The organism is Ectopseudomonas alcaliphila (genome assembly GCF_900101755.1).
Lineage (GTDB): Bacteria > Pseudomonadota > Gammaproteobacteria > Pseudomonadales > Pseudomonadaceae > Aquipseudomonas > Aquipseudomonas alcaliphila.
In genome coordinates, this window is sequence record NZ_FNAE01000010.1 from 78235 (window position 1) to 104763 (window position 26529).

General features: G+C 63.4%; 27 protein-coding genes. 17 read left to right on the top strand and 10 right to left on the bottom strand.

What is annotated here, in order from left to right:
• Together BLR77_RS22435 and BLR77_RS22440 are read right to left on the bottom strand one after the other, a co-directional pair.
• Positions 1-1185, bottom strand: a complete 1185-nt coding sequence (locus BLR77_RS22435) for an amino acid ABC transporter permease (protein ID WP_174578090.1) — start codon at positions 1183-1185, stop codon at positions 1-3.
• Positions 1186-1280: 95 nt separating this feature from the next.
• Positions 1281-2309 (bottom strand): amino acid ABC transporter substrate-binding protein, encoded by a 1029-nt coding sequence (locus BLR77_RS22440; RefSeq protein WP_074682045.1) that lies wholly within the window; start codon positions 2307-2309, stop codon positions 1281-1283.
• Positions 2310-2786: 477 nt separating this feature from the next.
• Between BLR77_RS22440 and BLR77_RS22445 the strand changes: the two genes are divergently transcribed.
• From BLR77_RS22445 to rhlB, 5 genes are all read left to right on the top strand, one after another.
• Positions 2787-3446: an alpha/beta hydrolase gene (locus BLR77_RS22445; RefSeq protein ID WP_074682047.1), complete on the top strand. Its 660-nt coding sequence runs from the start codon at positions 2787-2789 to the stop codon at positions 3444-3446.
• 24 nt (positions 3447-3470) lie between these two features.
• Positions 3471-5372 carry an acyl-CoA synthetase gene (locus tag BLR77_RS22450; protein WP_074682049.1) on the top strand — a complete coding sequence of 634 codons (1902 nt, stop codon included), beginning with the start codon at positions 3471-3473 and terminating at the stop codon, positions 5370-5372.
• Between the two features lie 194 nt (positions 5373-5566).
• Positions 5567-6505, top strand: a complete 939-nt coding sequence (locus BLR77_RS22455; RefSeq protein ID WP_074682051.1) for a GGDEF domain-containing protein — start codon at positions 5567-5569, stop codon at positions 6503-6505.
• Between the two features lie 59 nt (positions 6506-6564).
• Entirely contained in the window at positions 6565-7728 is a 1164-nt protein-coding gene (locus tag BLR77_RS22460) for a dipeptidase (protein ID WP_074682053.1), read from the top strand.
• Positions 7729-7838: 110 nt separating this feature from the next.
• The gene (gene rhlB, locus BLR77_RS22465) at positions 7839-9287 is read left to right on the top strand and encodes an ATP-dependent RNA helicase RhlB (RefSeq protein ID WP_074682055.1); all 1449 of its coding nucleotides are present in this window, start codon (positions 7839-7841) and stop codon (positions 9285-9287) included.
• A 64-nt stretch (positions 9288-9351) separates the two neighbouring features.
• On the opposite strand, the gene BLR77_RS22470 is transcribed toward rhlB, so the two are convergent.
• Together BLR77_RS22470 and BLR77_RS22475 are read right to left on the bottom strand one after the other, a co-directional pair.
• Positions 9352-10053 (bottom strand): MOSC domain-containing protein, encoded by a 702-nt coding sequence (locus tag BLR77_RS22470; RefSeq protein ID WP_074682057.1) that lies wholly within the window; start codon positions 10051-10053, stop codon positions 9352-9354.
• A complete protein-coding gene (locus BLR77_RS22475; protein ID WP_074682059.1) occupies positions 10050-10616 on the bottom strand; it encodes a MarR family winged helix-turn-helix transcriptional regulator in 567 nt (188 codons plus the stop codon). The genes BLR77_RS22470 and BLR77_RS22475 overlap by 4 nt, the downstream gene beginning before the upstream one ends.
• Positions 10617-10733: 117 nt before the next feature.
• On the opposite strand from BLR77_RS22475, the gene BLR77_RS22480 reads away from it, so the two are divergent.
• Genes BLR77_RS22480 through BLR77_RS22505 form a run of 6 tightly spaced genes read left to right on the top strand, consistent with a single transcriptional unit; the run spans position 10734 to position 13493 of the window.
• Positions 10734-10964 (top strand): thioredoxin family protein, encoded by a 231-nt coding sequence (locus tag BLR77_RS22480; protein ID WP_017675260.1) that lies wholly within the window; start codon positions 10734-10736, stop codon positions 10962-10964.
• A gap of 55 nt (positions 10965-11019) precedes the next feature.
• Positions 11020-11274, top strand: a complete 255-nt coding sequence (locus BLR77_RS22485; protein ID WP_017675261.1) for a DUF2024 family protein — start codon at positions 11020-11022, stop codon at positions 11272-11274.
• A 10-nt stretch (positions 11275-11284) separates the two neighbouring features.
• Complete coding sequence (locus BLR77_RS22490; RefSeq protein ID WP_074682061.1) at positions 11285-11563, top strand: Rho-binding antiterminator; 279 nt, start codon at positions 11285-11287, stop codon at positions 11561-11563.
• Positions 11564-11617: 54 nt separating this feature from the next.
• Positions 11618-11872, top strand: coding sequence for a cytoplasmic protein (locus tag BLR77_RS22495; protein WP_074682063.1), 255 nt, complete (start codon positions 11618-11620; stop codon positions 11870-11872).
• Positions 11873-11904: 32 nt separating this feature from the next.
• The gene (locus BLR77_RS22500) at positions 11905-13032 is read left to right on the top strand and encodes an NAD(P)/FAD-dependent oxidoreductase (protein WP_074682065.1); all 1128 of its coding nucleotides are present in this window, start codon (positions 11905-11907) and stop codon (positions 13030-13032) included.
• Positions 13029-13493 carry a hypothetical protein gene (locus BLR77_RS22505; RefSeq protein WP_139203077.1) on the top strand — a complete coding sequence of 155 codons (465 nt, stop codon included), beginning with the start codon at positions 13029-13031 and terminating at the stop codon, positions 13491-13493. Before BLR77_RS22500 ends, BLR77_RS22505 begins: the two co-directional genes overlap by 4 nt.
• 319 nt (positions 13494-13812) lie before the next feature.
• Here the strand turns inward: BLR77_RS22505 and BLR77_RS22510 are convergent, their stop codons facing one another.
• Positions 13813-16176: a DNA polymerase II gene (locus BLR77_RS22510; protein ID WP_074682067.1), complete on the bottom strand. Its 2364-nt coding sequence runs from the start codon at positions 16174-16176 to the stop codon at positions 13813-13815.
• Positions 16177-16338: 162 nt separating this feature from the next.
• Between BLR77_RS22510 and BLR77_RS22515 the strand changes: the two genes are divergently transcribed.
• From BLR77_RS22515 to BLR77_RS22525, 3 genes are read left to right on the top strand one after another with little or no spacing between them, the layout of a single operon-like run.
• Positions 16339-16773, top strand: a complete 435-nt coding sequence (locus tag BLR77_RS22515) for a group II truncated hemoglobin (RefSeq protein ID WP_074682069.1) — start codon at positions 16339-16341, stop codon at positions 16771-16773.
• Positions 16770-17108, top strand: coding sequence for an FKBP-type peptidyl-prolyl cis-trans isomerase (locus BLR77_RS22520; RefSeq protein ID WP_074682070.1), 339 nt, complete (start codon positions 16770-16772; stop codon positions 17106-17108). The genes BLR77_RS22515 and BLR77_RS22520 overlap by 4 nt, the downstream gene beginning before the upstream one ends.
• A complete protein-coding gene (locus BLR77_RS22525) occupies positions 17101-18042 on the top strand; it encodes a class I SAM-dependent methyltransferase (RefSeq protein ID WP_074682072.1) in 942 nt (313 codons plus the stop codon). Before BLR77_RS22520 ends, BLR77_RS22525 begins: the two co-directional genes overlap by 8 nt.
• Before the next feature lie 56 nt (positions 18043-18098).
• Here BLR77_RS22525 and norR read toward each other — a convergent pair whose 3' ends face one another.
• Entirely contained in the window at positions 18099-19649 is a 1551-nt protein-coding gene (gene norR / locus BLR77_RS22530) for a nitric oxide reductase transcriptional regulator NorR (RefSeq protein ID WP_074682074.1), read from the bottom strand.
• Positions 19650-19841: 192 nt separating this feature from the next.
• Here norR and hmpA point away from each other — a divergent pair, with 192 nt between their 5' ends.
• From hmpA to BLR77_RS22545, 3 genes are read left to right on the top strand one after another with little or no spacing between them, the layout of a single operon-like run.
• Complete coding sequence (hmpA, locus tag BLR77_RS22535) at positions 19842-21023, top strand: NO-inducible flavohemoprotein (RefSeq protein ID WP_074682076.1); 1182 nt, start codon at positions 19842-19844, stop codon at positions 21021-21023.
• Between the two features lie 18 nt (positions 21024-21041).
• A complete protein-coding gene (locus BLR77_RS22540; protein WP_074682078.1) occupies positions 21042-21293 on the top strand; it encodes a transmembrane sensor/regulator PpyR in 252 nt (83 codons plus the stop codon).
• Complete coding sequence (locus BLR77_RS22545; protein WP_074682080.1) at positions 21280-22455, top strand: NnrS family protein; 1176 nt, start codon at positions 21280-21282, stop codon at positions 22453-22455. The genes BLR77_RS22540 and BLR77_RS22545 overlap by 14 nt, the downstream gene beginning before the upstream one ends.
• A 110-nt stretch (positions 22456-22565) precedes the next feature.
• On the opposite strand, the gene rimI is transcribed toward BLR77_RS22545, so the two are convergent.
• The 4 genes from rimI to BLR77_RS22565 all read right to left on the bottom strand — a co-directional run bounded on the left by rimI (position 22566) and on the right by BLR77_RS22565 (position 26473).
• Entirely contained in the window at positions 22566-23018 is a 453-nt protein-coding gene (gene rimI, locus BLR77_RS22550; RefSeq protein ID WP_074682082.1) for a ribosomal protein S18-alanine N-acetyltransferase, read from the bottom strand.
• Positions 23019-23049: 31 nt separating this feature from the next.
• Positions 23050-23838, bottom strand: coding sequence for an energy transducer TonB (locus BLR77_RS22555; protein ID WP_074682084.1), 789 nt, complete (start codon positions 23836-23838; stop codon positions 23050-23052).
• A 159-nt stretch (positions 23839-23997) separates the two neighbouring features.
• On the bottom strand, positions 23998-25236 hold the full coding sequence (locus tag BLR77_RS22560) for a saccharopine dehydrogenase family protein (RefSeq protein WP_074682086.1): 1239 nt from the start codon (positions 25234-25236) through the stop codon (positions 23998-24000).
• Positions 25237-25375: 139 nt separating this feature from the next.
• Positions 25376-26473: a carboxynorspermidine decarboxylase gene (locus BLR77_RS22565; protein ID WP_074682088.1), complete on the bottom strand. Its 1098-nt coding sequence runs from the start codon at positions 26471-26473 to the stop codon at positions 25376-25378.
• Positions 26474-26529: the final 56 nt, after the last annotated feature.

The window sequence follows — 26529 nt, forward strand, 5'->3', positions numbered from 1 at the left end:
TTACCGCTCGATCAGCGCAATGCGCTTGTTGTACCAGTTCATCAGCAGGGAAATGCTGATACTGATCGCCAGGTACACGCTCATGGTGATGGCGATTACCTCGATGGCCTGGCCGGTCTGGTTGAGCACGGTACCGGCGAACAGCGACACCATGTCCGGGTAACCGATACCGGCGGCCAGCGAAGAGTTCTTCGCTAGATTGAGGTACTGGCTGGTCAGCGGCGGGATGATCACGCGCAGTGCCTGCGGGATGATTACCAGGCGCAGGGTGATGCCCGGGCGCAGCCCCAGCGAACGCGCGGCCTCGGTCTGGCCATGGCTGACGGCCATGATCCCGGCGCGTACGGTCTCGGCGATGAAGGCAGCGGTGTAGATGGTCAACGCGAGGGTGAGCGCCATCAACTCGGGAATCATCACCCAGCCGCCGCGGAAGTTGAAACCACTCAACTCCGGCACGCTCCATACCAGCGGGTTACCACCGATCAGCACGGTCAGCGCAGGAATACCGACGATCATCGCCAGCGACGTCCACAGCAGCGGGAAGATCTTGCCGGTGGCCTCGCGCCGCTTCTTGGCCCAGCGTCCCAGGGCAATGATGCCGACGATGGTCGCCACCAGGACCACGGCGAACAGACCGAAGCTCTCCGACGGACCGGGCGACGGCATGTACAAACCGCGACTGTTGAGAAAGAACACTTCGCCGACATCCAGGCTCTGCCGTGGGCCAGGCAGGGTCAGGAATACCGCGAAATACCAGAAGAGAATCTGCAGAAGCGGCGGGATGTTGCGGAAAATCTCGATGTAAACGGTAGCCAGCTTGCTGATCAGCCAGTTCGGCGACAAGCGGGCAATCCCAATAATGAAACCAAGAACGGACGCCAGCACGATACCGATGAACGACACCAGCAGCGTATTGAGCAGACCGACCAGAAAGACCCGGCCATAGGTATTGCTTTCGGTGTACTCGATCAGGTGCTGGGCAATGCCGAAGCCCGCACTGTTGCTCAGGAAACCGAAGCCGGACACGATACCGCGCCGCTCCAGGTTGGTCTGAGTGTTCTGGTACAGGAACCAGCCGAGCGCCACGACGGCGACTACGGCAATAATCTGGAATAGCCACGCGCGCACCTGAGGGTCGGTCCAGACCGAACCTCGCGGGCGCGGGACATTAGCACTAGTTTGCATAACAGCCCTCTTGGAAGCTCCATGCCCGCATTCGCGGGCATGGAGTTCACCTCATCAGAACAACCGGCGCGCCATGCTGCGCGCCGTACAGACGATCAACGCACTGGCGGTGCGTATTGCAGACCACCTTTGTTCCACAGGGCATTGAGGCCACGCTCGATCTTCAGCTCGCTGCCGGCACCGACGTTACGGTCAAAGGACTCACCGTAGTTACCGACCTGCTTGACGATCTGCACTGCCCAGTCCTTCGGCAGCTTGAGGTCTTTGCCAAACTCACCTTCGCTACCCAGCAGACGCGCTACATCCGGGTTCTTGGTGTCTTTGGCAGTGGCTTCGGCGTTGGCCGAGGTCACGCCCAGTTCCTCGGCGTTGACCATGGCGAACAGGGTCCAGCGCACGATGTTGAACCACTCGTCATCGCCCTGGCGTACGACCGGGCCCAGAGGCTCCTTGGAGATGACTTCCGGCAGCACCACGTAGTCGTCCGGGTTGGCCAGCTTGATGCGCTGTGCGTACAGCTGCGACTGGTCGGAGGTCAGTACGTCGCAACGACCGGCTTCGACCGACTTGGCGCTCTCGTCGGAGGTATCGTAGGTAATGGGGGTGTACTTCATGCCGTTGGCACGGAAGTAGTCGGAGAGGTTCAACTCGGTGGTGGTACCGGCCTGGATGCAGACAGTAGCGCCATCCAGTTCCTTGGCGCTGGAAACACCCAGCTTCTTGTTCACCAGAAAGCCCTGACCGTCGTAGTAGTTCACGCCAGCGAAGTTCAGGCCCAGACCTGAATCGCGCGAGCTGGTCCAGGTGGTGTTACGCGACAGGATGTCGACTTCGCCGGACTGCAGCGCGGTGAAGCGCTCCTTGGCGGTCAGCGGGCTGTACTTGACCTTGGTGGCGTCACCGAAAACCGCAGCTGCAACAGCGCGGCAGACGTCAACGTCGAGCCCCAGGTAATTGCCTTTTTCATCGGCGTAGGAGAAGCCAGGCAGACCGTCGCTGATACCGCACTGCACGAAGCCTTTCTTCTGCACTGCATCCAGGGTGGCGCCTGCCTGAGCAAAGCCACTGACACCGAGCACAGCTGCGGTGGTCAGCACAGCCAGGGTGGATTTCACCATCTTCATCAAAAACCTCCAGTTGCTCTTGTTGTGTTGGAGTCTCCGTCCGCCTTCCCCACCCTTTTGAGGCACGCGATCCGCTGGCAGCAACGGTATCGACGAGAAGTTCGAACGTAAGGCGGGAGTCTAGTCGGCTTTACCCTCTGCTGGCCAACTGCTCCTACCCTGCCCATTGGTTGAACGGGCCTGAGACGGATCGTCATCCGTCTGGGCGGTTAACCACCCCGACGGTCTATTAGGAACCCCACACAGCAGATTCCTGCCTGTTGAGCGGTGCGCAGTGGCACAGTGTTACCGTTAGCGCACCGCGTCGTCAGTTCAAATGAGCCATAGCAAGCCCCGTACCAGCACATGGCAAATTGCCGGATATGCGAGGGTCAAGGGCAAAAGTTTCACCCGTGCGACAACTTATTCACAGATTAGCCAAGCCTTGAACAGGGCGTCGCCCCAAAACAAGGCGCCCGCACCACACTGGAGCTACCAATGACCGCACCCATGATTTTGCAGCCCCCACAATCCGCCGATGCCAGCGTGATCTGGCTGCATGGGCTGGGGGCTGACCGCTACGATTTCCTGCCGGTCGCCGAGATGCTGCAGGAACGCCTGCCCACCACACGCTTCATCCTGCCGCAAGCGCCCACCCGCCCGGTGACCATCAACGGCGGCTGGAGCATGCCGAGCTGGTACGACATCCTCGCCATGAGTCCGGCACGGGCCATCGACCAGGCACAACTGGAGGAGTCCGCCGACCAGGTTATCGCCCTGATCGAAGCAGAGCTAGAGAGCGCCATCGCCCCTGAACGCATCGTCCTGGCGGGCTTCTCCCAGGGTGGTGCGGTGGTGCTGCACACTGCCTTTGTGCGCTATCTGCAACCCCTCGGTGGGGTACTGGCGCTCTCGACCTACGCGCCGACCTTCAGCGACGACATGCATCTGGCGGATACAAAAAGACAACTGCCGGTGCTTTGTTTGCATGGCAAATTCGACGACGTGGTGACACCCGACATGGGGCGTGCCGCGTATGACCGCCTGCACGCCTGTGGGGTGCCGGTGCAATGGCGCGACTATCCGATGGCGCACGAGGTGCTGCCGGAAGAGATTCGCGATATCGCCCAATGGTTGGGCCAACTACTGGCCGACTGACCGAACCGAAGAGATGCACGATAAATGAGCACAGCGCCCCTCATTCGTACACTGCAGGATATCGAGCAGATCGAGAGCACCCCGCTGAGTGATCGCGACCTGCCCAGCAGCACCTTCGAGCTGATTCGCCGCACGGCGCAGGCCAGCCCCGATGCACCGGCGCTGTCGTTCATTCTCCAGGGTACGGGGGAGGAAACTCCGCTGCGCCTGAACTATGCCGAGTTGCTCGGCAAGATCACCCAGACCGCTAACGCATTCCACCGCCTGGGCCTGCGTCCGGGCAAGGCGGTATCGTTCCTGCTGCCCAACCTGCCCCAGACCCACTACACCATCTGGGGTGGCGAGGCGGCCGGCATCGTCAACGCGATCAATCCACTGCTCGATCCCGAGCACATCGCCGAGCTGATCCACGCATCCGACTCCGAGCTGCTGGTGACCCTGGCGCCCTTCCCCGGTACCGAGCTGTGGGACAAGGTCGACTCCCTGCGCGATCAGTTGCCGGAGCTCAAAGCAATTCTCTGTGTGGACATGGCCAACCTGCTGCCAGAACCGCAACGCAGCGCGCTCAAGGCACAGCGCGGCCCCTTGCCTGACGGCGTGCTGGATTTCGATGAAACCATCGCCGCCTGCCCCGCCGACCACCTGGAAAGCGGCCGTGTGATCGCCGCCGACGACATCGCCAGCTACTTCCATACAGGCGGCACCACCGGCACGCCGAAACTGGCGCCGCACAGCCACGGCAATGAAGTGGCGATGGCCTACAGCATGAATCTGGTCACCCGCTTCTGCCAGGGTGACGTGACGCTCTGCGGCCTGCCGCTGTTCCACGTCAACGGCGTGATCGTTACCGGGCTTACGGCCTTCATCGGCGGCGCCGAGGTGCTGCTGGCCACCCCGCAGGGTTATCGCAACACCACACTGATCGGTAACTTCTGGAAGGTGATCGCGCGCCACAAGGTCAGCTTCTTCAGTGGCGTGCCGACCATCTATGCCGGCCTGCTGCAGATTCCCAGCGAGGGCCATGACCTGTCCTCGCTGAAATACGCCCTGTGCGGCGCCGCGCCGATGCCGGTGGAACTGATCCGCCAGTTCGAGGCCAAGACCGGCCTGACCCTGATCGAAGGTTACGGCCTGACCGAGGGCACCTGCGGCAGCTGCGCCAATCCACCGGCAGGCGAACGCCGCCCCGGCTCCATCGGCCTGCCAATGCCCTATTGCGACGTGAGCATCAAGGTGCTCGACGAGCAGGGGCAGTATCTGCGTCAGGCCGCGCCCAACGAGATCGGCAACCTGTGCATCCGTGGCGCCACGGTGTTCAAGGGCTACCTGCAAGCGAGCAAGAACGCCGGCATCTGGGTCGATGGCGACTGGTTCAACACCGGCGACCTGGGTCGCGTCGATGCTGACGGCTATATCTGGCTGACCGGACGCAGCAAGGATCTGATCATCCGTGGCGGGCACAACATCGACCCGCAAATGATCGAAGAAGCCCTGCACAAGCACCCCGCCGTGGCCATGGCCGCCGCCGTGGGCAAACCGGATGAAAAGGCCGGTGAACTGCCGGTGGTCTACGTGCAACTCAAGCCGGGCAGCCAGGTCAGCGAAGCGGAACTGCTGGAGCACGCCGCCGCGCACATTCCCGAGCGCGCCGCAGTGCCCAAGGACGCCTGGATCATCGATGCCATTCCGCTCACCGCGGTGGGCAAGACCTTCAAACCAGCGCTGCGCTTCGATGCCATCGCCCGTGTTTACCAGGCCGCCATCGGTGAGTTACACCCGGCTGTGCGGGTCGATGTGCTGAGCGACGACAAGGCAGGTCAACTGGCCCACATCCACCTGCCGAATCAGGATCAGGCATTGGCGGCAGCCATCGGCGAGCGCCTGGCCGGCTACGCGGTAGGCCATCGCATCCACTTCGCAGCGTGATCCAGAGCGCACCGAGACGCGCGCCAGTTAACAACTTCGCACTTTAGTGCAACCACTGGTCGGCCGAGCTTCAGGCAAGCATTGCCACGCCTGAAGCCCGGGAATAATGTCGAACGCTATTCTTCGTAGATTCAACAAGGAGCGTTGGTGGTGCCTCCGGCCTTTATCGCCCGGTCAGGCCCGACGAGATTGCAATGAAACCGGCGCACTGGCAGGCAGACCTGCAGCAAGTTCAACAGTTGCGACTATTTCATAATGTCGCCACCAGCAGCCTGGATCAGTTGCTGCGGGAGTTTCGCGCCTGCGAGCTGGAAGCCGGTGAAGTACTGCTCTCCCCCTTCAATCGCAACCAGCATCTCTACCTGCTGATCGAGGGCCAGCTACGCGTCTACCTCGGGTCACTGGAAAACCAGGCCGTCAGCACCCTCGAAGTCGGCGACTGCGCCGGTGAAATCAGCTTCATCGACAACGAACACCCCTCCGCCTACGTGGTCGCCGAACGCCCCTCCATCGTCCTGCGCCTGCATCGCGAGTCTCTGGTGGCGCTGTTTCAGCAATCCCCGCAGATGATGCAGAACCTGCTGGAACTGCTCTGCGACCGCGTGCGCAAGGGCAACCGGCAGATTCTCGACAGCGAGCAGAACGCCAACGTCGACACCCTCACCGGTTGTTTCAACAGGCGCTGGCTGGAGCACGTGTTCGAGCGCGAGAGCACCCGCTGCGCCTTCAACGATGAACCCATGGCGCTGCTGATGCTGGATGTCGATCACTTCAAGGCCTACAACGATCAGCACGGTCATCTGGCCGGCGATTACGCCTTGTGTCTGGTGGCGCATACCCTGAGCAGCCAGCTGAGGCCCAAGGACAGCCTGATACGTTTCGGCGGCGAGGAGTTCGTCATTCTCCTGCCGGAAATCGCCGATGAGGCTGCACGCGGTATCGGTGAGCGCCTGCGTATCAGCCTGGAGCAGATCGCCTCCTTCTACTCACCGGTTGGCGTTCTGCCCGGCGTCACCATCTCCATCGGCCTGGCGCAGATGCAGCACCAGGACAGCCTGCAAAGCCTTATCGCGCGTGCCGATGCGGCGCTGTATCAGGCCAAGCAACAAGGGCGTAACTGCCTCTGCGGTTGAGCCACCAGCACCGCCCCCTGCTAGAGTGCCGGCATAACAACACGCCTGGATGGCTCCTCATGCGCAAACTGCTGATCGCCCTGCTTCTGCTGGTTCCCCTCTCCGCTCTCGCCATGCTGGGCCTGCCTCAGGTCATCGACGCACAGATGAACAGCGTCGCCAGCCCGCCTCCCTATCCGGCCAGCGCCAGCGCACAGAAGCTGCACCAGGGGTTGTTCGTCGCCGACCTGCACGACGATGCCCTGCTCTGGGAGCGCGACCTGCTCAAACGCTACGACTACGGTCACTCCGATCTACCGCGCATGCTCGAAGGCCGCCTCGGCCTGCAGGTGTTCTCCACCGTAACCAAGACCCCGCGCGGGCTGAACATGGAGAGCAACGCCGCCGATAGCGACAACATCACCCTGCTGGCCATGGCCCAGCGCTGGCCGCGGGAAACCTGGAGCAGCCTGCTGCAGCGCGCGCTGTACCAGGCGCAGAAGCTGCAGGACGCGGCCGACGCCAGCGAAGGTCGCCTGGTGCTGATCCGCAGCCGCGCGGACCTGGCCCGTTTCATCGAGGCCTGGGACAAAGACCCGCAGCGCGTGGCAGGCCTGCTCGCCACCGAGGGCCTGCAGCCTATCGAGAACCAGCTGGAGAACATCGATGCACTCTACGCGGCGGGCTTTCGTATCGCCGGCCTGACTCACTTCTTCGATAACGAAGTGGGCGGTTCGGCTCACGGCATGGGAAAAGGCGGCCTGACCCCGCTGGGGCGCCAGGTGATCGCGCGCCTGGAAGAAAAATCCATGCTGGTGGACCTGGCCCACGCCTCGCGCCCATTGATCGACGATGTACTGGCGATGGCCACGCGCCCGGTTTTGGTCTCGCACACCGGGGTCGAAGGCACCTGCGCCGGCACCCGCAACCTCAGCGACAAGCATCTGCAGGCCATCGCCGCCACGGGTGGGGTGATCGGCATCGGCTACTGGAGCACTGCGGTGTGCGACACCTCGGTCGCTGCCATCGTCAAAGCCATCCGTTACACGGCAGACAAGGTCGGCGTCGAGCACGTCGCCCTGGGCTCGGACTTCAACGGCACCGTGCATACGCCGTTCGACGTCACCGGCCTGGCGCAAATTACCGAGGGCCTGCAAACCGCCGGTTTCGATAATGACGCCATTGCCGCAATCATGGGCGGCAATGTACAGCGCCTGCTGCTGACCAGCCTGCCGGAGAAATGAGGCGCCGGGCGCACGGTCCTCTTGACAGACGCGAGCGAAGCACTTCGCCCCGTCCGCGTCTTGCATTACACTGGCGGGCGTTCACTCCTTAACCAGTCGATGAGAAGCCCGTGCTCAAAGCACTCAAGAAAATGTTCGGCAAAGCCGAAGACGAGCAGCCACAACCAGCGCCGTCACCCGTAACAGCGCCCGCCCAGAGCGGTGACGCAGAGCAGAAGCGTCCCCGCAAGAACAAGCCCGCCCGCACTGCCAGCGAGAGCGCAGGCGATAGCCCGGCGCAGCAACAGCCCCGCCCGCCCAAGGCCGACAAACCGCGCCGCGAGCGCCCAGCCAAGCCAGTAGATACCTGGAAGCTGGAAGATTTCGTGGTCGAGCCTGCCGAAGGCAAAACCCGTTTTCATGACTTCAAGCTCGCTCCCGAGCTGATGCACGCCATTCATGATCTGGGTTTTCCCTACTGCACGCCGATTCAGGCTGAGGTACTGGGTTACACCCTCAAGGGCCAGGACGCCATCGGCCGCGCCCAGACCGGCACCGGCAAGACTGCGGCCTTCCTCATCTCGATCATCACCCAGCTGCTGCAGACCCCGCCGCCGAAAGAGCGCTACATGGGCGAGCCACGCGCGCTGATCATCGCGCCGACCCGCGAACTGGTGGTACAGATCGCCAAGGACGCTGCCGAACTGACCAAGTACACCGGCCTGAATGTCATGCAGTTCGTCGGCGGCATGGACTTCGACAAGCAGCTCAAGCAACTGGAATCGCGCTTCTGCGACATCCTCGTGGCCACCCCGGGCCGCCTGCTGGACTTCAACCAGCGCGGCGAAGTGCACCTGGACATGGTCGAGGTGATGGTACTGGACGAAGCCGACCGCATGCTCGACATGGGCTTCATCCCGCAGGTGCGCCAGATCATCCGCCAGACGCCGATGAAGGGCGACCGCCAGACCCTGCTGTTCTCCGCCACCTTCACCGACGACGTGATGAACCTGGCCAAGCAGTGGACGGTCAACCCGGCCATCGTCGAGATCGAGCCGGAGAACGTTGCCAGCGATACCGTCGAGCAGCACGTTTACGCCGTGGCCTCGGCGGACAAATACAAGCTGCTGTACAACCTGATCAGCCAGAACGACTGGACGCGGGTGATGGTATTCGCCAACCGCAAGGACGAAGTACGGCGCATCGAAGAGCGCCTGACCCGCGACGGCATCAGCGCCGTACAGATGTCCGGCGACATTCCCCAGCACAAGCGTATCCGCGCCCTGGAAGGCTTCCGCGAAGGCAAGATCCGCGTCATGGTAGCCACCGACGTCGCCGGTCGCGGCATCCACGTCGATGCCATCAGCCACGTGATCAACTTCACCCTGCCGGAAGACCCGGACGACTACGTGCACCGCATCGGTCGTACCGGCCGCGCCGGCACCAGCGGCACCTCGATCAGCTTCGCCGGCGAAGACGATGCCTTCGCCCTGCCGCCGATCGAAGCGCTGATCGGCCGCAAGATCCAGTGCGAAATGCCGCCGGACGAACTGCTCAAGCCGGTACCGCGCAAACACTGAGCAGGTAGCTGGAAAACAAAAGGCGAAGCCGTGCGGCTTCGCCTTTTTCGTTTGTAGGTGCTGCTCAGGGATTCACCATATGCGGCTGCCCCTCCAGCCGAGGCGCCCAGTCCTCGACCTCCGCCTTCTCCAGGCGTCGCTCCAGGGTTCTTCGCCAGGACGGCACCAGCGGCAGGGCCAGGCATTCACGCAACAGCTCGGGCTCCACACGCCTGTCGAACAACACCGCCGAAAGACGCCTGAGCGGCCAATCGACATGAGTGCGCTCCACCACCTGCAACCGGTCTCCCACGCGAACTACGCCTTCCTGCAGAACCCGGTAATACCAACCCGTACGACCGGACTGCTGCACCCGTAACGCCAGATCAGCAACGCCGAAGCGATCGCTCAGTTTCCAGCACGGCATGCGCCCCTGGGAAACCTGCAGCAGGGCTGACCCCGCACGTATGAGGTCGCCCAGGCAGACATCGTCCTCGGTCCAGCCCGTGGTGCTGAAGTTTTCGCCGAAAGCACCGGGTTGCGTCAGCAGTGGATGCTCGCCCAACTCGGCCAGCCAGGCGGCGTAGTGTTCGCGCGGGTAGTGATGAATAGCCTTTTCCACGCCGCCATGCACCCGCAGGTCGCCCTGCTCGTCTCCAACCAGCCCCAGCGTGGTCACCGCCAGTGCTTCCTGGCGTGGCGCCTTGGCAATGCCGCTGCGCGAGCCAGGCCGGGTGAAAGGCTGGGCACGGCCCGTCAGCAGTGCATCGAGTTGCAGGCTGTTCATGCGGCCTCCGGGGGCTGATGTTCACGGCAGATCAATTTGGCATCGCCTGGCTGCAGCGGCTCCTGGGTCAGGCCGCAGAACGGCTGGCCATCGACCTGTTGATGAAAACGGCAGCTACCACAGAGTCCGAAGCCAGGCACATCGGTGTCGCGCTGAATTTCCCGCAGAAGATCGGTCAGCAGGGTTTTCAACTGCCCAGCCTGAGCACCCAGGCGCGCTTCGCCAGCAGCAAGAAAGTCCGGCGGCAGCAGCGTCTGCAGCAACGCCCAGGCCGGCTCGGTGAGCGCCAGGTGCACGCTGCGCTTATCGCGCGCGTCCTGCGTCTTGATGATCAGCCCCTTGCCTTCCAGCGCCTTGAGCGACTGCGACACCGTGCCCTTGGTCAGGCCGAGGTAATCGGTCACCCCCAGCGGTGTATTCGAATAGTGATTGCAGCGCGCCAGGTACATCAGCGCACTGAGTTGGATGGGCTGCAACTCGGCCAGCAGCGGGTGCTGGCGAAACCAGATACGGGTCAGGCTGGAAAGTCTTTCGAGCAGATCGAAGAGAGTCGTGTCGGTCATGTATCACTCCTGTCGAAACATAGTATCGACTAAATACCATATTGACAAAGATCGATTTGAGCGTAGCCTGTGATTAAGTATCGATTCGATACCAAATTGACGAACAGGAGATTGACCATGACTCAAGCACGCTTCTATCACGCCGGTTGCCCCGTCTGCGTATCGGCCGAACAGACCCTGTTGAACCTGCTGGCTCCGGAGGTGAAGGTGGAGATCGTTCACCTCGGCGAACAGGCCACCCGCGTGGCGGAAGCCGAACAGGCCGGGGTCAAGTCGGTCCCCGCACTGGTGGTCGACGGCCAGGTGCTGCACCTGAACTTCGGCGCCTCCATCGACGACCTGAAGTAACCCAGAGCGTGCGAGACGCCCTGCGGCGTCTCGCTCCCCAGCGAGGAGAAACGATATGAAGGTGAATGTTTTCGATACCCACGTACGCACGCGCGACGGCCGCTACCTGCACTTCGATGTACTGATCGAGGGTAACGACCAGGGGCGAGCCAACCAGTTCGCCCAGGACTGGATGGCCGAACGCGGCCTGCAAGGCGACGATATCGAACAAAGCCGCTGCCAGTTCTGCCACAGCGAGCCCGCACACCCCGAAGTCGCTGCGGCCATCAGCAGCAAAGGCTATTTCATCATTCCTCTGCAAGGCTGCTAGGAGACACCCCATGAACGCGTATCGCCCCTTGAATTGCGACCTGCACGACTACCTGGAAATTGCCTGCATGCATGACTATCGCTTGCTGATCGAACGACTCGAGGGTCCGAGCGTCGAGGCCAGGGCGCTGACCACGCGCACGACAGCCAGCAAGGAAGAATTTCTGGTGGTGCAAGGCGACACCGGCCAGCAGGAGCTACGCCTGGATCGGTTGCTGGCCATCACCCCGCTCAACACCGGCGCCAGCTTCGGGCGGATCGTGCTGGCCGACAGTTACTGCGCCGTCTGAACGCCTCTCGTCTGCCTGAAATCAGGTCGCATTGCATCCGAGGATGAATCATCCATGCCCATCTTCCGCCTCACCATCCGCCATGACGATCAATTGCTCGGCCATTTTGAGTCCGATCTGCCTGCGGCACTGCAGGCCATCCGGAAAATCGCTGCCAGCCTGAGCGCATCAGGGTACAGTCTCGACCTGCTCGTGGCGCACAGCGAACGGCGCTTGCTGGAAACTGGCCCTGACGGCGTGCGCATGATCAGCCGGGAACCACTGTTCGCCCCTGCACCTCTCGAGCAGTACCTGGACAGCGCCCCCTGACGAAATCACCTTGCACACTGGATAGACGCGGCATGCAACATTGCGATTACCTGATCATCGGCGCCGGCATTGCCGGCGCGTCCACCGGCTACTTCCTCGCCAGCCACGGCAAGACGCTGCTGCTCGAGCGCGAGGCGCAGCCCGGTTATCACGCTACCGGTCGCTCGGCCGCACTCTACACCGTGGCCTACGGCACGCCGCAGGTCCGCGCGCTGACGGCCGCCAGCCGCGCCTTTTACGATGCGCCGCCAGCCGGTTTCGCCGAACATCCCTTGCTCACGCCGCGCGGCGAGCTGGTGGTGGATTTCAGTGGTGACGCTGCCGAGTTGCAGCGCCAATACGAGCAAGCCCGCGAGCATGTCGCAGAGGCTCGTCTGCTCAGCGCCGACCAGGCCTGCATGCTGGTTCCAGTGCTGCGTCGTGAGCTCGTGCATGGTGCGCTGTTCGACCCAAGCGCCGCTGATATCGATACCGCAGCGCTGCACCAGGGCTACCTGCGTGGCATCCGCCAGCAAGGTGGGGAGATTCACTGCAACCGCGAGGTGCTGACGATCACCCGCCACGCTGCCGGCTGGCAGGTGGATTGCGCCGGGCAAAGCTACCGCGCGGCCGTGCTGATCAATGCGGCCGGTGCCTGGTGCGACGAGATCACGGGCCTGGCCGGCGTGCCGGGCATCGGCCTGCAACCCAAACGTCGTGCGGCCTTCACCTTTGACGGTCCGCCGGGCGTCGACTGCCAGGCCTGGCCCGCATTGGTGAGCCTGGACGAGTCCTTCTACTTCAAACCCGATGCCGGCCTGCTGCTGGGCTCGCCAGCCAACGCCGACCCGGTGCTACCGCACGACGTACAGCCGGAAGAGTTGGATATCGCACTGGGCATCCATCAGATCGAGCAACACACCACCTTGCAGATTCGCCGCCCGGCGCATACCTGGGCCGGCCTGCGCAGCTTCGTCACCGACGGCGATCTGGTCGGCGGCTTCGATCCCCACGCGGATGACTTCTTCTGGGTGGCAGCACAAGGCGGCTACGGCATCCAGACCAGCGCCGCCATGGGCCAGGCATGCGCAGCGTTGATCCGTCGACAACCATTGCCCCTAGACTTGGCGGATTTCGGCCTGAGTGCGGAACAGCTCAGCCCGAAAAGACTGTTCTCATGAGCAACTCAGGTCCCGCGTTGAGCTGCTCGATACTGGCGCGCCGGTTGCTGCAGGGTCTGGGAATTCCAATGAGCGCGGGGCTGTTCATCGGGCTGCTGACCGGCAAACTCAGGTACGGCCAACTGACCCTGGAGTGGCCACAACTGCTTGCCACAAACAGCCACCCATTCGTCGAGGTGCTGCTTGGCTCGCTGCCCGGCCTGGTGCTATTCATCGCCTGCCTGGCACTGGGCGCGCTGCGCCATTCTGTGAATCTGCTGTGCGCCTTCGTGCTCACGAGTGCCATCTCGGCCTACTGCTGCGCGCTGTTGTTCGCCCAGGCATTCGGCAATACCTGGGCCGCTGGAGAAGTCTTTCGCGAACTGTACCTGGCGCAGCTGCCCCTGCTGGCAATGGCGCTGCTGCCTGGGCTGCTGATCGCGCTATGGCTACAACCGAGCTCGCGACCAGCGGCTTTCTAGACTCAGCCCGAATGCGACACGGCGCTGGCCGGCAGGCCAGCTACTACGGCAGCAGAATACGGGTGCGTGGGCCGAGCGATGGCCTAACAGGCCGTTGAAAAACGTAGGCGACGACTGCATGGATGCAGGAGGTAGAGCGAAGCAGGAAGCCCGAGCCGAGGCAGCCAGTGCAATACCGATGGCGGCCCCGCAAAAACAGGCGAAAAACGGTCGGAGTCGCGCTCGCCTTTACGGGCTGTAAATGAGCATTTTGATCGGACTCGCGCACGAGCCTGTTTTAACGCAGCAATGGCAACACAGGCAGTTTTTCAACAGCCTGCTAGAACAACCCGAGTTGCCCATCCACCAGGCGCTCGAAGTCGCCACCGACGAAGGGCAGGATGGCGTCGGCCACCGGCTTGAGTTGACGGCTCAGGTAGTGCTCGTAGTCGATGGGTGACTGCAGGCGCTCCAGCGGCTGCGGTCCGCCGGTGGTGATCAGGTAGCTGATCCAGCCACCGCGCTGGTACTGCAGTGGCCGGCCCAGGTGCTGATTGTACTCGTCGGCCAGGCGCGCGGCGCGCACGTGTGGCGGCACGTTACGCTGGTAGTCGTCGAGGCGCCGACGCAGGCGCTTGCGATAGACCAACAGCTCGTCCAGCTCGCCAGCCAGGGTGCGTTTGACGTAGTCACGCACGTAGTCCTCATAGGGCAGACCGGTGAACACCAGGCGATACAGCTCCTGCTGAAAGCGCTGAGCCAGTGGCGACCAATCGCTGCGCACTGTCTCCAGCCCCTTGAAAACCATGCGTTCGCTGCCATCCGCCTCACGCACCAACCCCGCGTAGCGCTTCTTGCTGCCCTCCTCGGTGCCGCGAATGGTGGGCATCAGAAAACGCCGGTAGTGGGTCTCGAACTGCAGTTCCAGGGCACTGACCAGACCATGTTGCTGCTGCAGATGTTCTCGCCACCAGGCATTGACCCGCGCCACCAGCGCGCGGCCGATCTGCGCCGCCTCGGCTTCGTCATGAGGGCGACCAAGCCAGACGAAGGTGGAGTCGGTGTCGCCATAGATCACCACATGCCCCTCCGCCTCGATCAGCTCGCGGGTGCGCTTCATGATCTGGTGCCCACGCAGGGTGATGGATGAGGCCAGGCGCGGATCGAAGAAGCGGCAACCGCTGGAGCCAAGCACGCCGTAGAAGGCGTTCATGATGATTTTCAACGCCTGCGAAAGCGGCTGGTTGTTCTCGCGCTTGGCCGCTTCGCGCCCCTGCCAGACGCGCTCGACGATGGCCGGCAGGCAGTGTCGAGTGCGTGAGAAGCGCGCGCCGCGAAAACCTTCCACCGAGTGCGCATCGTCCGGTTGCTGCAAGCCTTCGACCAGCCCCAGCGGGTCGATCAGGAAACTGCGGATAATCGAGGGATACAGACTCTTGTAGTCCAGCACCAGCACCGAGTCGTAGAGGCCGGGGCGCGAGTCCATGACGAAACCGCCAGGGCTGTTCTCACCACGGATGTCGCCGAGGTTCGGCGCGACGAAGCCGAGACGGTGCATGGGCGGCAGGTACAGATGGGTGAAAGCGGCCACCGAGCCGCCGCTGCGATCAGCCGCCAGGCCGGTTACGCTGGAGCGCTCCAGAAGGAAAGCGAGCAACTCGGTACGGGCGAAGATGCGCGTGACCAGCTCGCAGTCCTTGAGGTTGTAGCGGGCCAGGGCCGGTTTGTCCTCGGCGAACATGCGATCGATCTCGGCCATGCGCGCGTAGGGTGTATCGATCGCCTTGCCCTCACCGAGCAGCGTCTGCGCCACCGACTCCAGGCTGAACGAGGTAAAGCTCCAGGTCGCCGAGCGCAGCGCCTCGATACCGTCGATGATCAGTCGCCCGGCCGCTTCGGCGAAGTAGTGTTGGCTGCTGTTGTGCTGGCGCCAGCCCATCACGTCGCCGCCACGGCCCAGACGCAGCGGCACCTTGAATTGCTCGGCATGCTCATGCAGCACCCGCAGGTCGAACTGCACCAGGTTCCAGCCGATGACGGCGTCCGGGTCGTGCACGTCGAGCCAGTGATTCAGGCGCTCGAGCAGGGCCTTGCGGCTGTCGCAGTATTCGAGGTCGAAGTCCACCAGACTGGCGTCGCCGTTGGCCGGCCCGAGCATGTAAACCTGACGCTGGCCGCAGCCCTCCACGGCAATGGAATACAGCTCGCCGCGAGCGGTGGTCTCGATGTCCAGCGAGGCCAGACGCAGCGTCGGCCGATAGTCCTCAGCGGGTCTGAGCTGCTTGCAGAGCAGGCTGCCGTCGCTTTGCGCGATGCCGTCGAAGGCCACCGTCGCCGTGATGAAGCGCTCCATCAGGTAGCGATCCGGCGGACGTATATCGGCCTCGTAAACGTCGACGCCAACCTGACGCAGCTTCTTCTCCAACTGCAGCAACTGGCGATATTGGCGGCAGTACAGGCCCAGCACCGGGCGGCGCTTGAAGTCACGCAAGGCCAGCTCACGTAGCTCGGCGCCCTTTTCCTCGCGCAGCAGCGGCTCGACCCAGGCGCGCTGCTCGGCCGGGATGAAGGCCACCGACTCCTGGCACGGCAGGCGCACCTGGCGCGGGCCGTCATCGGTCGCCAGCCAGAAGGCCACCTCGGTGCCTTCCGGCGTGTCGCGCCAATGGCGGCTGAGCACGAAGCCTTGCTGGGGTTGCGTCATCGGGATTCGGTCACGTGTTGCACGGCGGGTCATGAGCCACTGTAGGAGCGGCTTCAGCCGCGAGAGTCGCCGCTAAAGCGCCTCCCACAAGATTTGGCGCCTCAAACTGGCAGGCCATTCTACGCGAGCGGTTACAATGGCGCCTTTTCCGGACAGCCTTCGATGAGCGACACACCTCCCTACGGCACCGGTGATGCCTCCTACCAAGCGGCTGGCGGCATCATTGGCCTGCGCCGTCTGGTCGACGATTTCTACCGGCTGATGGACGAGCGCCCCGAAGCGGCCGCCCTGCGCGCGCTGCACCCAGCCGACCTGAGCGCCTCGCGTGACAAGCTGGCCTGCTTTCTCAGCGGCTGGCTGGGCGGGCCGCGCCTGTTCGCCGAGCAGTACGGCAGCATCAGCATCCCGGCCTTTCATGCACAGTGGCCGATCGATCAGGCGCTGGCCGAAAGCTGGCTGAGCTGCATGGCTGGCGCCATCGCACTGCAGGGCTATACGCCCGCCTTCGCCGACTACCTGCTGACCCAGCTACGCGTGCCCGCCGAGCGCTCGGTACAGGCCAGCCAAAATCGTCACCGCAAGGAAAACCCGACATGAGTAACGAACTGATCATCGAAAACCTGCAACCCGGCGACGGCAAGGCCGTGGTCAAGGGTGCCCTGATCACCACCCAGTACCGTGGCTGGCTGGAGGACGGCAGCGAGTTCGACTCCTCCTATTCTCGCGGCAAGCCGTTCCAGTGCGTGATCGGCACCGGTCGGGTGATCAAGGGCTGGGATCAGGGCCTGATGGGCATGCAGGTCGGTGGCAAGCGCAAACTATTCGTGCCCGCGCACCTGGGTTACGGCGAGCGCGCCATGGGCTCCATCCCCCCGAACTCCAACCTGATCTTCGAGATCGAGCTGCTGGAAGTGCTGACCCGCGATGACTGAGACCGCCCTCGCCACCCTGCGCGAACATCTGCTGCAGGCGCTGGAAAATCACCCTGGCCCGGAAACCCGCCGCCTGTTCCATGGCCGTGGTCGCTGCTGGCCTGGGCTGGAGCAGATCACCGTCGATTGGCTGTCAGGCATCGTGCTGGTGATGCTGTTTCGCGAACCCGAAGCGAAGCAACTTGCCGCCCTGTATGACCTGCTGGGCGAGCTGACCCGCTCGCCGCAGTGGCAGTACAGCGGCGCACGCGGTCTGCTGCTGCAACATCGTCACCGCGAAGGCAGCGCAAGCGAGTGGCTGGCCGGCGAACCGCAGACGCAGTGGCAGATTACCGAGCACGACCTGCATTACCTGCTCGACCTGGGCAGCAAGCAGAACAGCGGGCTGTTCCTCGATATGCGCCTCGGACGGCAATGGGTTCGGGAAGAGGCGCGCGGCAAGCGCGTGCTCAACCTGTTCGCCTATACCTGCGGTTTCTCCGTCGCGGCCATCGCCGGCGGCGCCGAGCAGGTGGTCAATCTGGACATGGCGCGCGCCGCGCTTTCACGTGGGCGCGACAACCATCGCCTGAACGGCCACGATCTGAGTCGTGTGGAGTTTCTCGGCCACGAGCTGTTCAAGTCCTGGGGCAAAGTGCGCAGGAGCGGGCCGTACGATCTGGTGATCATCGACCCGCCGACCTTCCAGAAAGGCAGCTTCGCCCTCACCCAGGACTACCGCAAGATCCTCCGCCGCCTGCCAGAACTGCTGAATGACAACGGAACGGTGCTGGCCTGCGTCAATTCACCGGATATCGGCCCGAACTTTCTGATCGACAGCATGGCCGAGGAAGCGCCGCAATTGCGCTTCGAACGACGCCTGGACAACCCGTCGGAGTTTCCGGATATCGATCCGAACAGCGACCTGAAGGCGCTGGTGTTTCAGGTCCCGTAGGGTGCGCCATGCGCACCGCCAGCCAACGCTGACAGACCCGGTGCGCGCAGCGCACCCTACCGGATACCCAGGCGCTTGGCCAAACGGCTGAGATTGGCGCGATCCACCCCCAACTCACGCGCCGCATCGGCCCATTTGCCATGATGGCGCTCCAGGCACTGCTCGATCAGTTGACGCTGAAAGACGTCCACCGCCGTGCGCAGCTCCAGGCCTGCCGGCGGTAGATCAATAGGCGCCAGCACCACGTCGAAGGCAGCCGTCGCCTGGGGCGCCGGCAAATCCAGGTCCTGCACGTCCAGGCTAAGAATGCGCGGGCGCTCGCCGTGACGCGCCAGCGCCTTGATCGCCGCGCGGCCGACCAGATGTTCCAGCTCACGCACGTTGCCCGGCCAATCGTGACCGAGTAGCGCCTTCTGCGCCTCGGGGCTCAGCCGCAGGCTGCGCAGCCCCAGCCGCGCGCGGTTCTCTTCGAGGAAATAGCCGGCCAGCAGCAGCACATCGCGACCACGCTCGCGCAGCGGCGGCACCGGCAGCGGATAGACGCTCAGGCGGTGATACAGGTCGGCGCGAAAACGCCCGGCGCGCACCTCGGCCGCCAGGTCGCGGTTGGTGGCGGCGATCACCCGCACGTCGACCCGATGCTCGCGATCAGACCCCACCCGCTGCAACTGGCCGCTTTGCAGCACGCGTAGCAGCTTGGCCTGGATCGCCAACGGCAACTCGCCCACCTCGTCGAGAAACAGGCTGCCGCCGTCGGCCAACTCGAACTTGCCGCTGCGCTCGTTCATGGCACCGGAGAAGGCGCCGCGTACGTGGCCAAACAGCTCGCTCTCCACCAGCGCGTCGGGCAGCGCCGCACAGTTGATGCTGACCAGCGGACGCTGCGCACGTGGCGAAACGGCGTGGATCGCCTCAGCCACCAACTCCTTGCCGACCCCGGTCTCGCCGGTGATCAGCACGGTCAGCGGGCTGTCACCGACCAGGCGAATCTCGTCCTGCAGCTTGCGCAGCGCCGCACTCTGCCCCACCAGCTCGCGCGGTTGCTGGCGGGCCTGCTTGTACAGTTCGGTGAGCTGACGCTCGGCTTCCACCCGCTGCGCCAGGCCGCTGATGCGCTCGCTGACTTTCACCGTGGCCGCTGCCAGGCTGGCGAAAGCTTCCAGGTTGTCCAGCTCGAAGCGGCCGAAGCTGGCCGGGTCAAGCGAGTCCAGCGTCAACAGCCCCCAGAGCTGCTCGTCCAGGTACAGCGGGCAGCCAAGGCAGTCATGCACTTCCAGGTGGCCATGCAGCCCCTCCACCAGGCCGTCGTAGGGGTCAGGCAGGCCACAGTCGGCGGCGAAACGTGTCGGCCCGGCATGCTCCAGCAACGCGGCCAGACGCGGATGCTCGCTGACCCTGAAGCGCCGCCCCAAGGTATCGGGGCTCAGCCCCTCGACCGCCAGCGGCACCAGAACTTCGCCATCGAGCCGCAGCAGCGCCACGGCATCGCAAGGAAAGAGCTGGCGCAAGGCAGCGAGCAGGCGGCGATAACGCTCGCCGTCGTCCAGCTCGCGAGACAGATCGGCGACCAGGGGAATAAGAGTTTCCAGCAGAGGATTAGCGGTCATTTCGACTACTCAAAGTCTTTATGACTCACACGCAAAGCGAGTCATAAACACAACAAAATAAGCAAGCCACTGATATTTAAGGATTATTTAATTGGCACGCTTACTGATAGGTATCTATCGCTAACGCTAGCACGCCACAACTGGCCAGACGAGCCACACCGGCGCCTTTATTTGCCTTGCGGAGATACCCCCATGCTGACCCATGCTCAACGCGACCTGATCAAAGCCACCGTGCCGCTGCTGGAAAGTGGCGGCGAAGCGCTGACCACCCACTTCTACCGGATGATGCTCAGCGAGTACCCAGAGGTACGCCCGCTGTTCAACCAGGCCCACCAGGCTAGCGGCGACCAGCCGCGTGCCCTGGCCAATGGTGTGCTGATGTACGCCCGCCATATCGACCGTCTCGAAGCCCTCGGCCCGCTGGTGCGTCAGGTGGTGAACAAACACGTGGCCCTGCAGATTCTCCCCGAGCATTACCCCATCGTTGGCGGCTGCCTGCTGCGTGCGATCCGCGAAGTGCTGGGCGCCGAGATCGCCACCGACGCGGTGATCGACGCCTGGGCCGTGGCCTACCAGCAGCTGGCCGAGATTCTCATCGGCGCCGAAGAACAGCTCTATCAGAACAACGCCACCGCACCCGGCGGCTGGCGCGGCGCACGCACCTTCCGCGTGGCACGCAAGGTGGTCGAGAGCGCCGAGATCACCTCCTTCCACCTGGTCCCCGTCGACGGCGGCGCGCTGCTCGAACATCAACCCGGCCAGTACATCGGCATGCGCCTGCTGCTGGACGGCGAAGAAGTACGCCGCAACTACTCGCTGTCGGCCCTGGCCAACGGTCGCGAATACCGCATCAGCGTCAAGCGCGAGGTCGGTGGCCGGGTCTCCAATCACCTGCACGATAAGGTTCAGGTCGGTGACGAACTGGAGCTGTTCCCGCCGGCTGGCGAGTTCACCCTGAGCGAATCGGACAAGCCACTGGCACTGATCAGTGCCGGCGTCGGCATCACCCCGGCGCTGGCCATGCTCGATGCCACGCGCCACAGCGGCCGGCCGATTCACTTCATCCACTGCGCGCGCAACGCCGATGTTCACGCCTTCCGCGACTGGGTCGACGCTCATGCCGCCGAGCATCCGCAGATTCGCCACTACGTCTGCTACAGCGAACCGCGCGAGGGTGATACGGCCGACGCCACCGGCTTTCTGAGCCGCGATCTGCTGGAGCAATGGCTGCCGGCAGAGCGCGATCTGGACGCCTACTTCCTCGGTCCAAAACCCTTCATGGCCCAGATCAAGCGCCACCTGCAGGCGCTGGGTGTTCCCGCCGAGCAAAGCCGATACGAATTCTTCGGCCCGGCTTCGGCACTGGATAGCTGATCAATCAGGAGGCAAACCATGTATCCGCTCAATCTTCCACCTGTACAGATTCTTCATCTGTCCAGCCAACTGCTCTGGGGCGGCCTGACTCTGCTGCTCGTAGGGCTGGTGGCAGCCTACGGCCTGGAGAAACAGCTGAACGTACCGACGCTGGTGTTGGCCCACAGCCTGACACTGATCGGCCCCAGCGTGCTGAAGATCGGCTACGTGCTACGCCTGATCGCGCAGCAGCGCCTGAAAGACGAGGCATGCGCTCATGCAATTGCGTGATCGCCAGCAGGCACTGGCCATTGCGCCCTTGTGGCGCCTGGGCTTTCGCCCGTTCTTCCTCGCCGGCGCCCTGTTCGCCCTGCTCGCCGTCGCCCTCTGGGCGGCGGTGCTGCACGGTCTGACGAGCCCTGCAGTACCAGGCGGCATACTGGCCTGGCATCGCCACGAAATGCCCTTCGGCTTCGGCCTGGCGATCATCGCCGGTTTCCTGCTCACCGCCGTGCAGAACTGGACGGGCCGTCCCGGCCTCAGCGGGCGCCCCCTGATCGCGCTGTTCGGGCTGTGGCTGGCGGCGCGCCTGGCCTGGTTCACACCGGTACCGCTGCACCTGCTGATCGCCCTGCAACTGGCCTTTGCCGGCCTGTTGATCGCACAGATAGCGCGCCAGTTGATTACGGCAAGGCAGCGCAACAACTATCCGATTCTGCTGGTGCTGAGCCTGCTCGCGCTGTGTCAGTCACTCACCCTGGTCGGTCTGGCGCTGGGCGACGACGACCTGCAACGCCGCGGGGCGCTGGCCGCACTGTGGCTGATCGCCGTAATGCTGAGCCTGATCGGTGGACGCGTGATCCCCTTCTTCACCCAGCGCGGCCTGGGCCGGGTCGAGGCTTTCGCCGCCCATCCCTGGCTGGATCGTTTACTGCTGGTCTGCGGCGTGCTGGTGGCGGCGCTGTTCGCCAGCGGCCACAACCTGCAGGCTAGTCCATGGCTGGCCCTGCCCTTCATCATGCTGAGCGTGCTGCATGGCCTGCGCCTGTGGCGCTGGCACCTGGCGGGCATCTGGCGGGTACCGCTGCTGTGGTCGCTGCATCTGGCCTACGCCTGGCTACTGCTCGCCACGCTCGGCATGGCGGCCTGGCATTTGGGCTGGCTGACGCAATCCAGCCTGGCCAGTCACGCGCTGGCGGTGGGTGCGATGGGCGGCCTGATCCTGGCGATGATGGCGCGAGTCAGCCTCGGCCACACCGGGCGCGCGTTGCAACCACCCAAGGCGATGGCCTGGGCGTTCGGCCTGCTCAACCTGGGCGCGCTGATCCGGGTCACGGCCGGTGGCGGCTGGCTATGGTTGGCAGCGCTGTGCTGGGGCATGGCCTTCGCCCTGTTCGCCTGGCATTACGCGCCGATGCTGTGTCGGGCGAGGGTCGACGGGCATCCGGGATGATGGGCGGAAATCTCGGTGCGCACGGCGCACCCTACAGACCGTAGCCCGGATGCAATCCGGGGCAACGATTTCCCGGATTGCATCCGGGCTACGTTTTTAAAGTAATGACATCAATCGACTAGCGTACAGGCCATTACCAGCGCGTCTTCGCGCCCACCGACTGCTGGGTAATAGTCGCGGCGGCGACCAACCTCGTTGAAACCGAAGCGCTCGTACAGACGGTAGGCGCCCTGGTTGCTGGCGCGCACTTCGAGAAAGCATTCCCGCCCACCCAGCTCGTAGGCCTCTTTCATCAGGTGTTCGAGCAGACGCAGGCCGAGGCCACGGCCCTGGCTTTCCGGCTTGACGGTGATATTGAGCAGGTGGGCTTCGTCGAGAATCAGGTTGATCACGCCATGGCCGACCTGCTGATTGCCCTCGAACATCAGCCAGCAGTTATAGGACTTGAGGCTGTCGGTAAAAATACCGCGGGTCCAGGGATGGCTGAAGGCGGCGTATTCGATCTTCAGCACGGCATCGAGATCCGCCTCGGTCATCGGGCGGAAGGAAATCGCATCGCTCATTGGGCGTAACTCGGGAACAAAGACGGGGTTCTCAGGAATGAGCGGGAGCTGACCAGCGCAGACGAACGCGTCGCATGGCCTGCCACAGTTCGCGTTTGCGCGCTGGCTCTTCCATCAACAGTTCCAGGCCTGGCAAGGCCCAGCAGGCGCCAACGCCTTCGATCTGCAGTTCGCGGTTGTAGCTGTGCTCATCGCCCTCGCCGGCAAAGCGAATGGCCGGCAGACCAACCAGCCACAGGCAGGCGCTGGGCTGTTCTTCGAGACGCGCGGCAACGAAGCTCTGCACGAATTCCAGCGCCGCTTGCGGGCCTTGATCCATATTGCCGCGCACCAGCAGCGGCCAGCGCACCGGCTCACCAAGCAGTTGCGGGCTGTCCGGCAAGCCGGCCGCACGCAGCAGGTCCTTGAGCAGGATGTAGGCCGGGTCGCGACTCTGGAACGGCTGGCCGGTGGGCAGTTCCACCAGCAGAGCGCAATCGCCGGCGCACAGCAATTGCAGGGAAAAACGTGGTGGTGGTGCGCTGACTCGCGCAGGTTTTTCCTCGACCGGCTCAGGCTCTGCCGCTGGCACTTCGGCCACCGCCTGGCGCGGCTGGGCGCCCGGACGCGGGATCTCGATCTTCGGCCGCTCGAGCGGTGCCTCGCGCACGGGTGCCGGAGTGACGGCAACGGGTTCTGGCACAGGCTCGCACGACTCCTCCTGCTGCGGCTCGAGCAGCTCCAGACGCGACGCTGCCGCGAAGGGCAGTTCGGTACGCGGTAGCCAGGTGGCCACCTGCATGGCGTCGAGGTAGGCGCGACGGCGCTGTTCGGGAATCACAGGCGCTCCAGAGAGAGGATTTTCAACAGGGGCGGATTGTCGCGTGAAATGGCCGGAGCGGGAAGCGTCGCAACGGGATTGCGACCAAACAACCTGTTTCCCCCCATAAAACAAAAGCCCCGCTGTTCGCACAGCGGGGCTTTCGGGGTTCACCTGGGCTTACTGATCCCAGGGACGGTCGCCGTGCTCGTCCTTGATACGGGTGGGCAGGCCCATCACATCCAGGAGCTTGAGGAACGGCTCGGCCGGCAGCTGCTCGACGTTGACCATGCGCTGCGCGTCCCACTCACCACGGGCCACCAGCAGGGCAGCGGCGACCGGCGGCACGCCGGCGGTGTAGGAGATGCCCTGGCTGTCGGTCTCGGCGAAGGCTTCTTCGTGGTCGGCCACGTTGTAGATGAACAGCTCGCGCGGCTGACCATCCTTGGTGCCCTTGACCAGATCACCGATGCAGGTCTTGCCGGTATAGCCCGGCGCCAGCGAGGCGGGGTCCGGCAGCACGGCCTTGACCACCTTGAGTGGCACCACTTCAAGGCCTTCGGCGGTCTTGACCGGCTGCTCGGAGAGCAGGCCGAGGTTCTTCAGCACGGTGAACACGTTGATGTAGTGGTCGCCGAAGCTCATCCAGAAGCGCACGTTCGGTACGTCGAGGTGCTTGGACAGCGAGTGCACCTCGTCATGGCCGGTCAGGTACAGATTCTGTACGCCCACCACTGGCAGATCGTCGGTGCGTTTGACCTCGAACATGGTATTGCTGGTCCACTGGCTGTTCTGCCAGCTGTAGACCGTACCGGTGAATTCGCGGAAATTGATTTCCGGGTCGAAATTGGTGGCGAAGTACTTGCCGTGCGAACCGGCGTTGACGTCGAGGATGTCGATCGACTCGATCTTGTCGAAGTACTGTTGTTGCGCCAGAGCGGCATAGGAGTTGACCACGCCCGGGTCGAAGCCGACACCGAGGATGGCGGTAACGCCTTTCTCCTGGCATTCGGCCAGGTGCTTCCACTCGTAGTTGCCGTACCACGGCGGGGTTTCACAGATCTTGCTCGGATCTTCGTGGATGGCGGTGTCCAGATAGGCGACGCCGGTGTCGATGCAGGCGCGCAGCACGGACATGTTGAGGAACGCCGAACCGACGTTGATGACGATCTGCGATTCGGTCTCGCGGATCAGTGCCTTGGTCGCTTCCACGTCCAGGGCGTTCAGCGCATAGGCCTTGATCTCGCCGGGCTGCTTGAGGCCGCCCTTTGCCTGCACGCTGTCGATGATGGCCTGGCATTTGGAGATGTTGCGCGACGCAATTGCAATGCGACCTAACTCGTCATTGTGTTGCGCGCACTTATGGGCCACCACCTTGGCAACACCTCCTGCACCAATGATCAGAACATTCTTCTTCAATTGTTTCACCTCCAGAGAACTGCGTTGTTTAAAACGTTTTGATGCGTATTTTGGCTGGTGGGCTGAAGCCCACCCTACGGGTCATGCAAGGCGCAGGGTGGGCTGGGCGGCGATCCGCTTCAGCCCACCACCAAAGGTGTCACGACAGACTGGACAGGTAGTCGTCGAAGCCAAACTGGCGCGCCACCTCGACACTACCGTCGAGTTGTTTCACCACGATGGACGGCATTTTCAGACCGTTGAACCAGTTCTTCTTGACCATGGTGTAACCCGCCGCGTCGACGAACGACAGGCGATCGCCGATCTGCAGCGGCTTGTCGAACTGGTACTCGCCGAAGATATCGCCGGCCAGGCAGGATTTACCGCACACCATATAGGTGTGCTCGCCATCATTCGGCGCCATCTTGGCGTTGAGGCGGTAGATCAGCAGGTCGAGCATGTGCGCTTCGATGGAGCTGTCGACCACCGCCAGGTTCTTGCCGTTGTACAGGGTGTCGAGCACGGTCACTTCCAGCGAGGCGCAGAGGGTGATCGCCGCCTCGCCCGGCTCCAGATAGACCTGTACACCGTATTTTTCCGAGAAGGCTTTCAGGCGCGCGCAGAAGGCATCGATCGGATAGCCCTCGCCAGTGAAGTGGATGCCGCCGCCGAGGCTGACCCACTCGACCTGGGCGATCAGGTGGCCGAAGCGCTCCTCGATGGTGCTCAACATCTTGTCGAACAGCTCGAAGCTGCCGTTCTCGCAGTTGTTGTGGAACATGAAGCCGGAAATCTGCCCCATGACCTTTTCGATTTTTTCCGGGTCCCACTCGCCGAGGCGGCTGAATGGACGCGCCGGGTCGGCCAGCAGGTAGTCGGAGCTGCTCACCTGCGGGTTGACGCGCAGGCCGCGGATGGTGCCCTCGGTACGCTCGGCGAAGCGCTCGAGCTGACCGATGGAGTTGAAGATGATCTTGTCGCAGTTGGCGACCATCTCTTCGATCTCGTCGTCGGCCCAGGCCACGCTGTAGGCGTGGGTTTCACCAGCGAACTTCTGGCGGCCCAGTTTCAGCTCGTAGAGGGAGCTTGAGGTGGTGCCGTCCATGTACTGCTGCATCAGGTCGAAAACCGACCAGGTGGCGAAGCATTTCAGCGCCAGCAGCGCCTTGGCACCGGAGTTCTCACGCACATAGGCGATCTTCTCCAGGTTGACCAGAAGCTTCTGTTTGTCGATGAGGTAGTACGGCGTCTGGATCATGTCGTCGCCCCAGCAAGGTCAATCAATGGAGGTCTTTCGGGCACCTCTAAAAACTA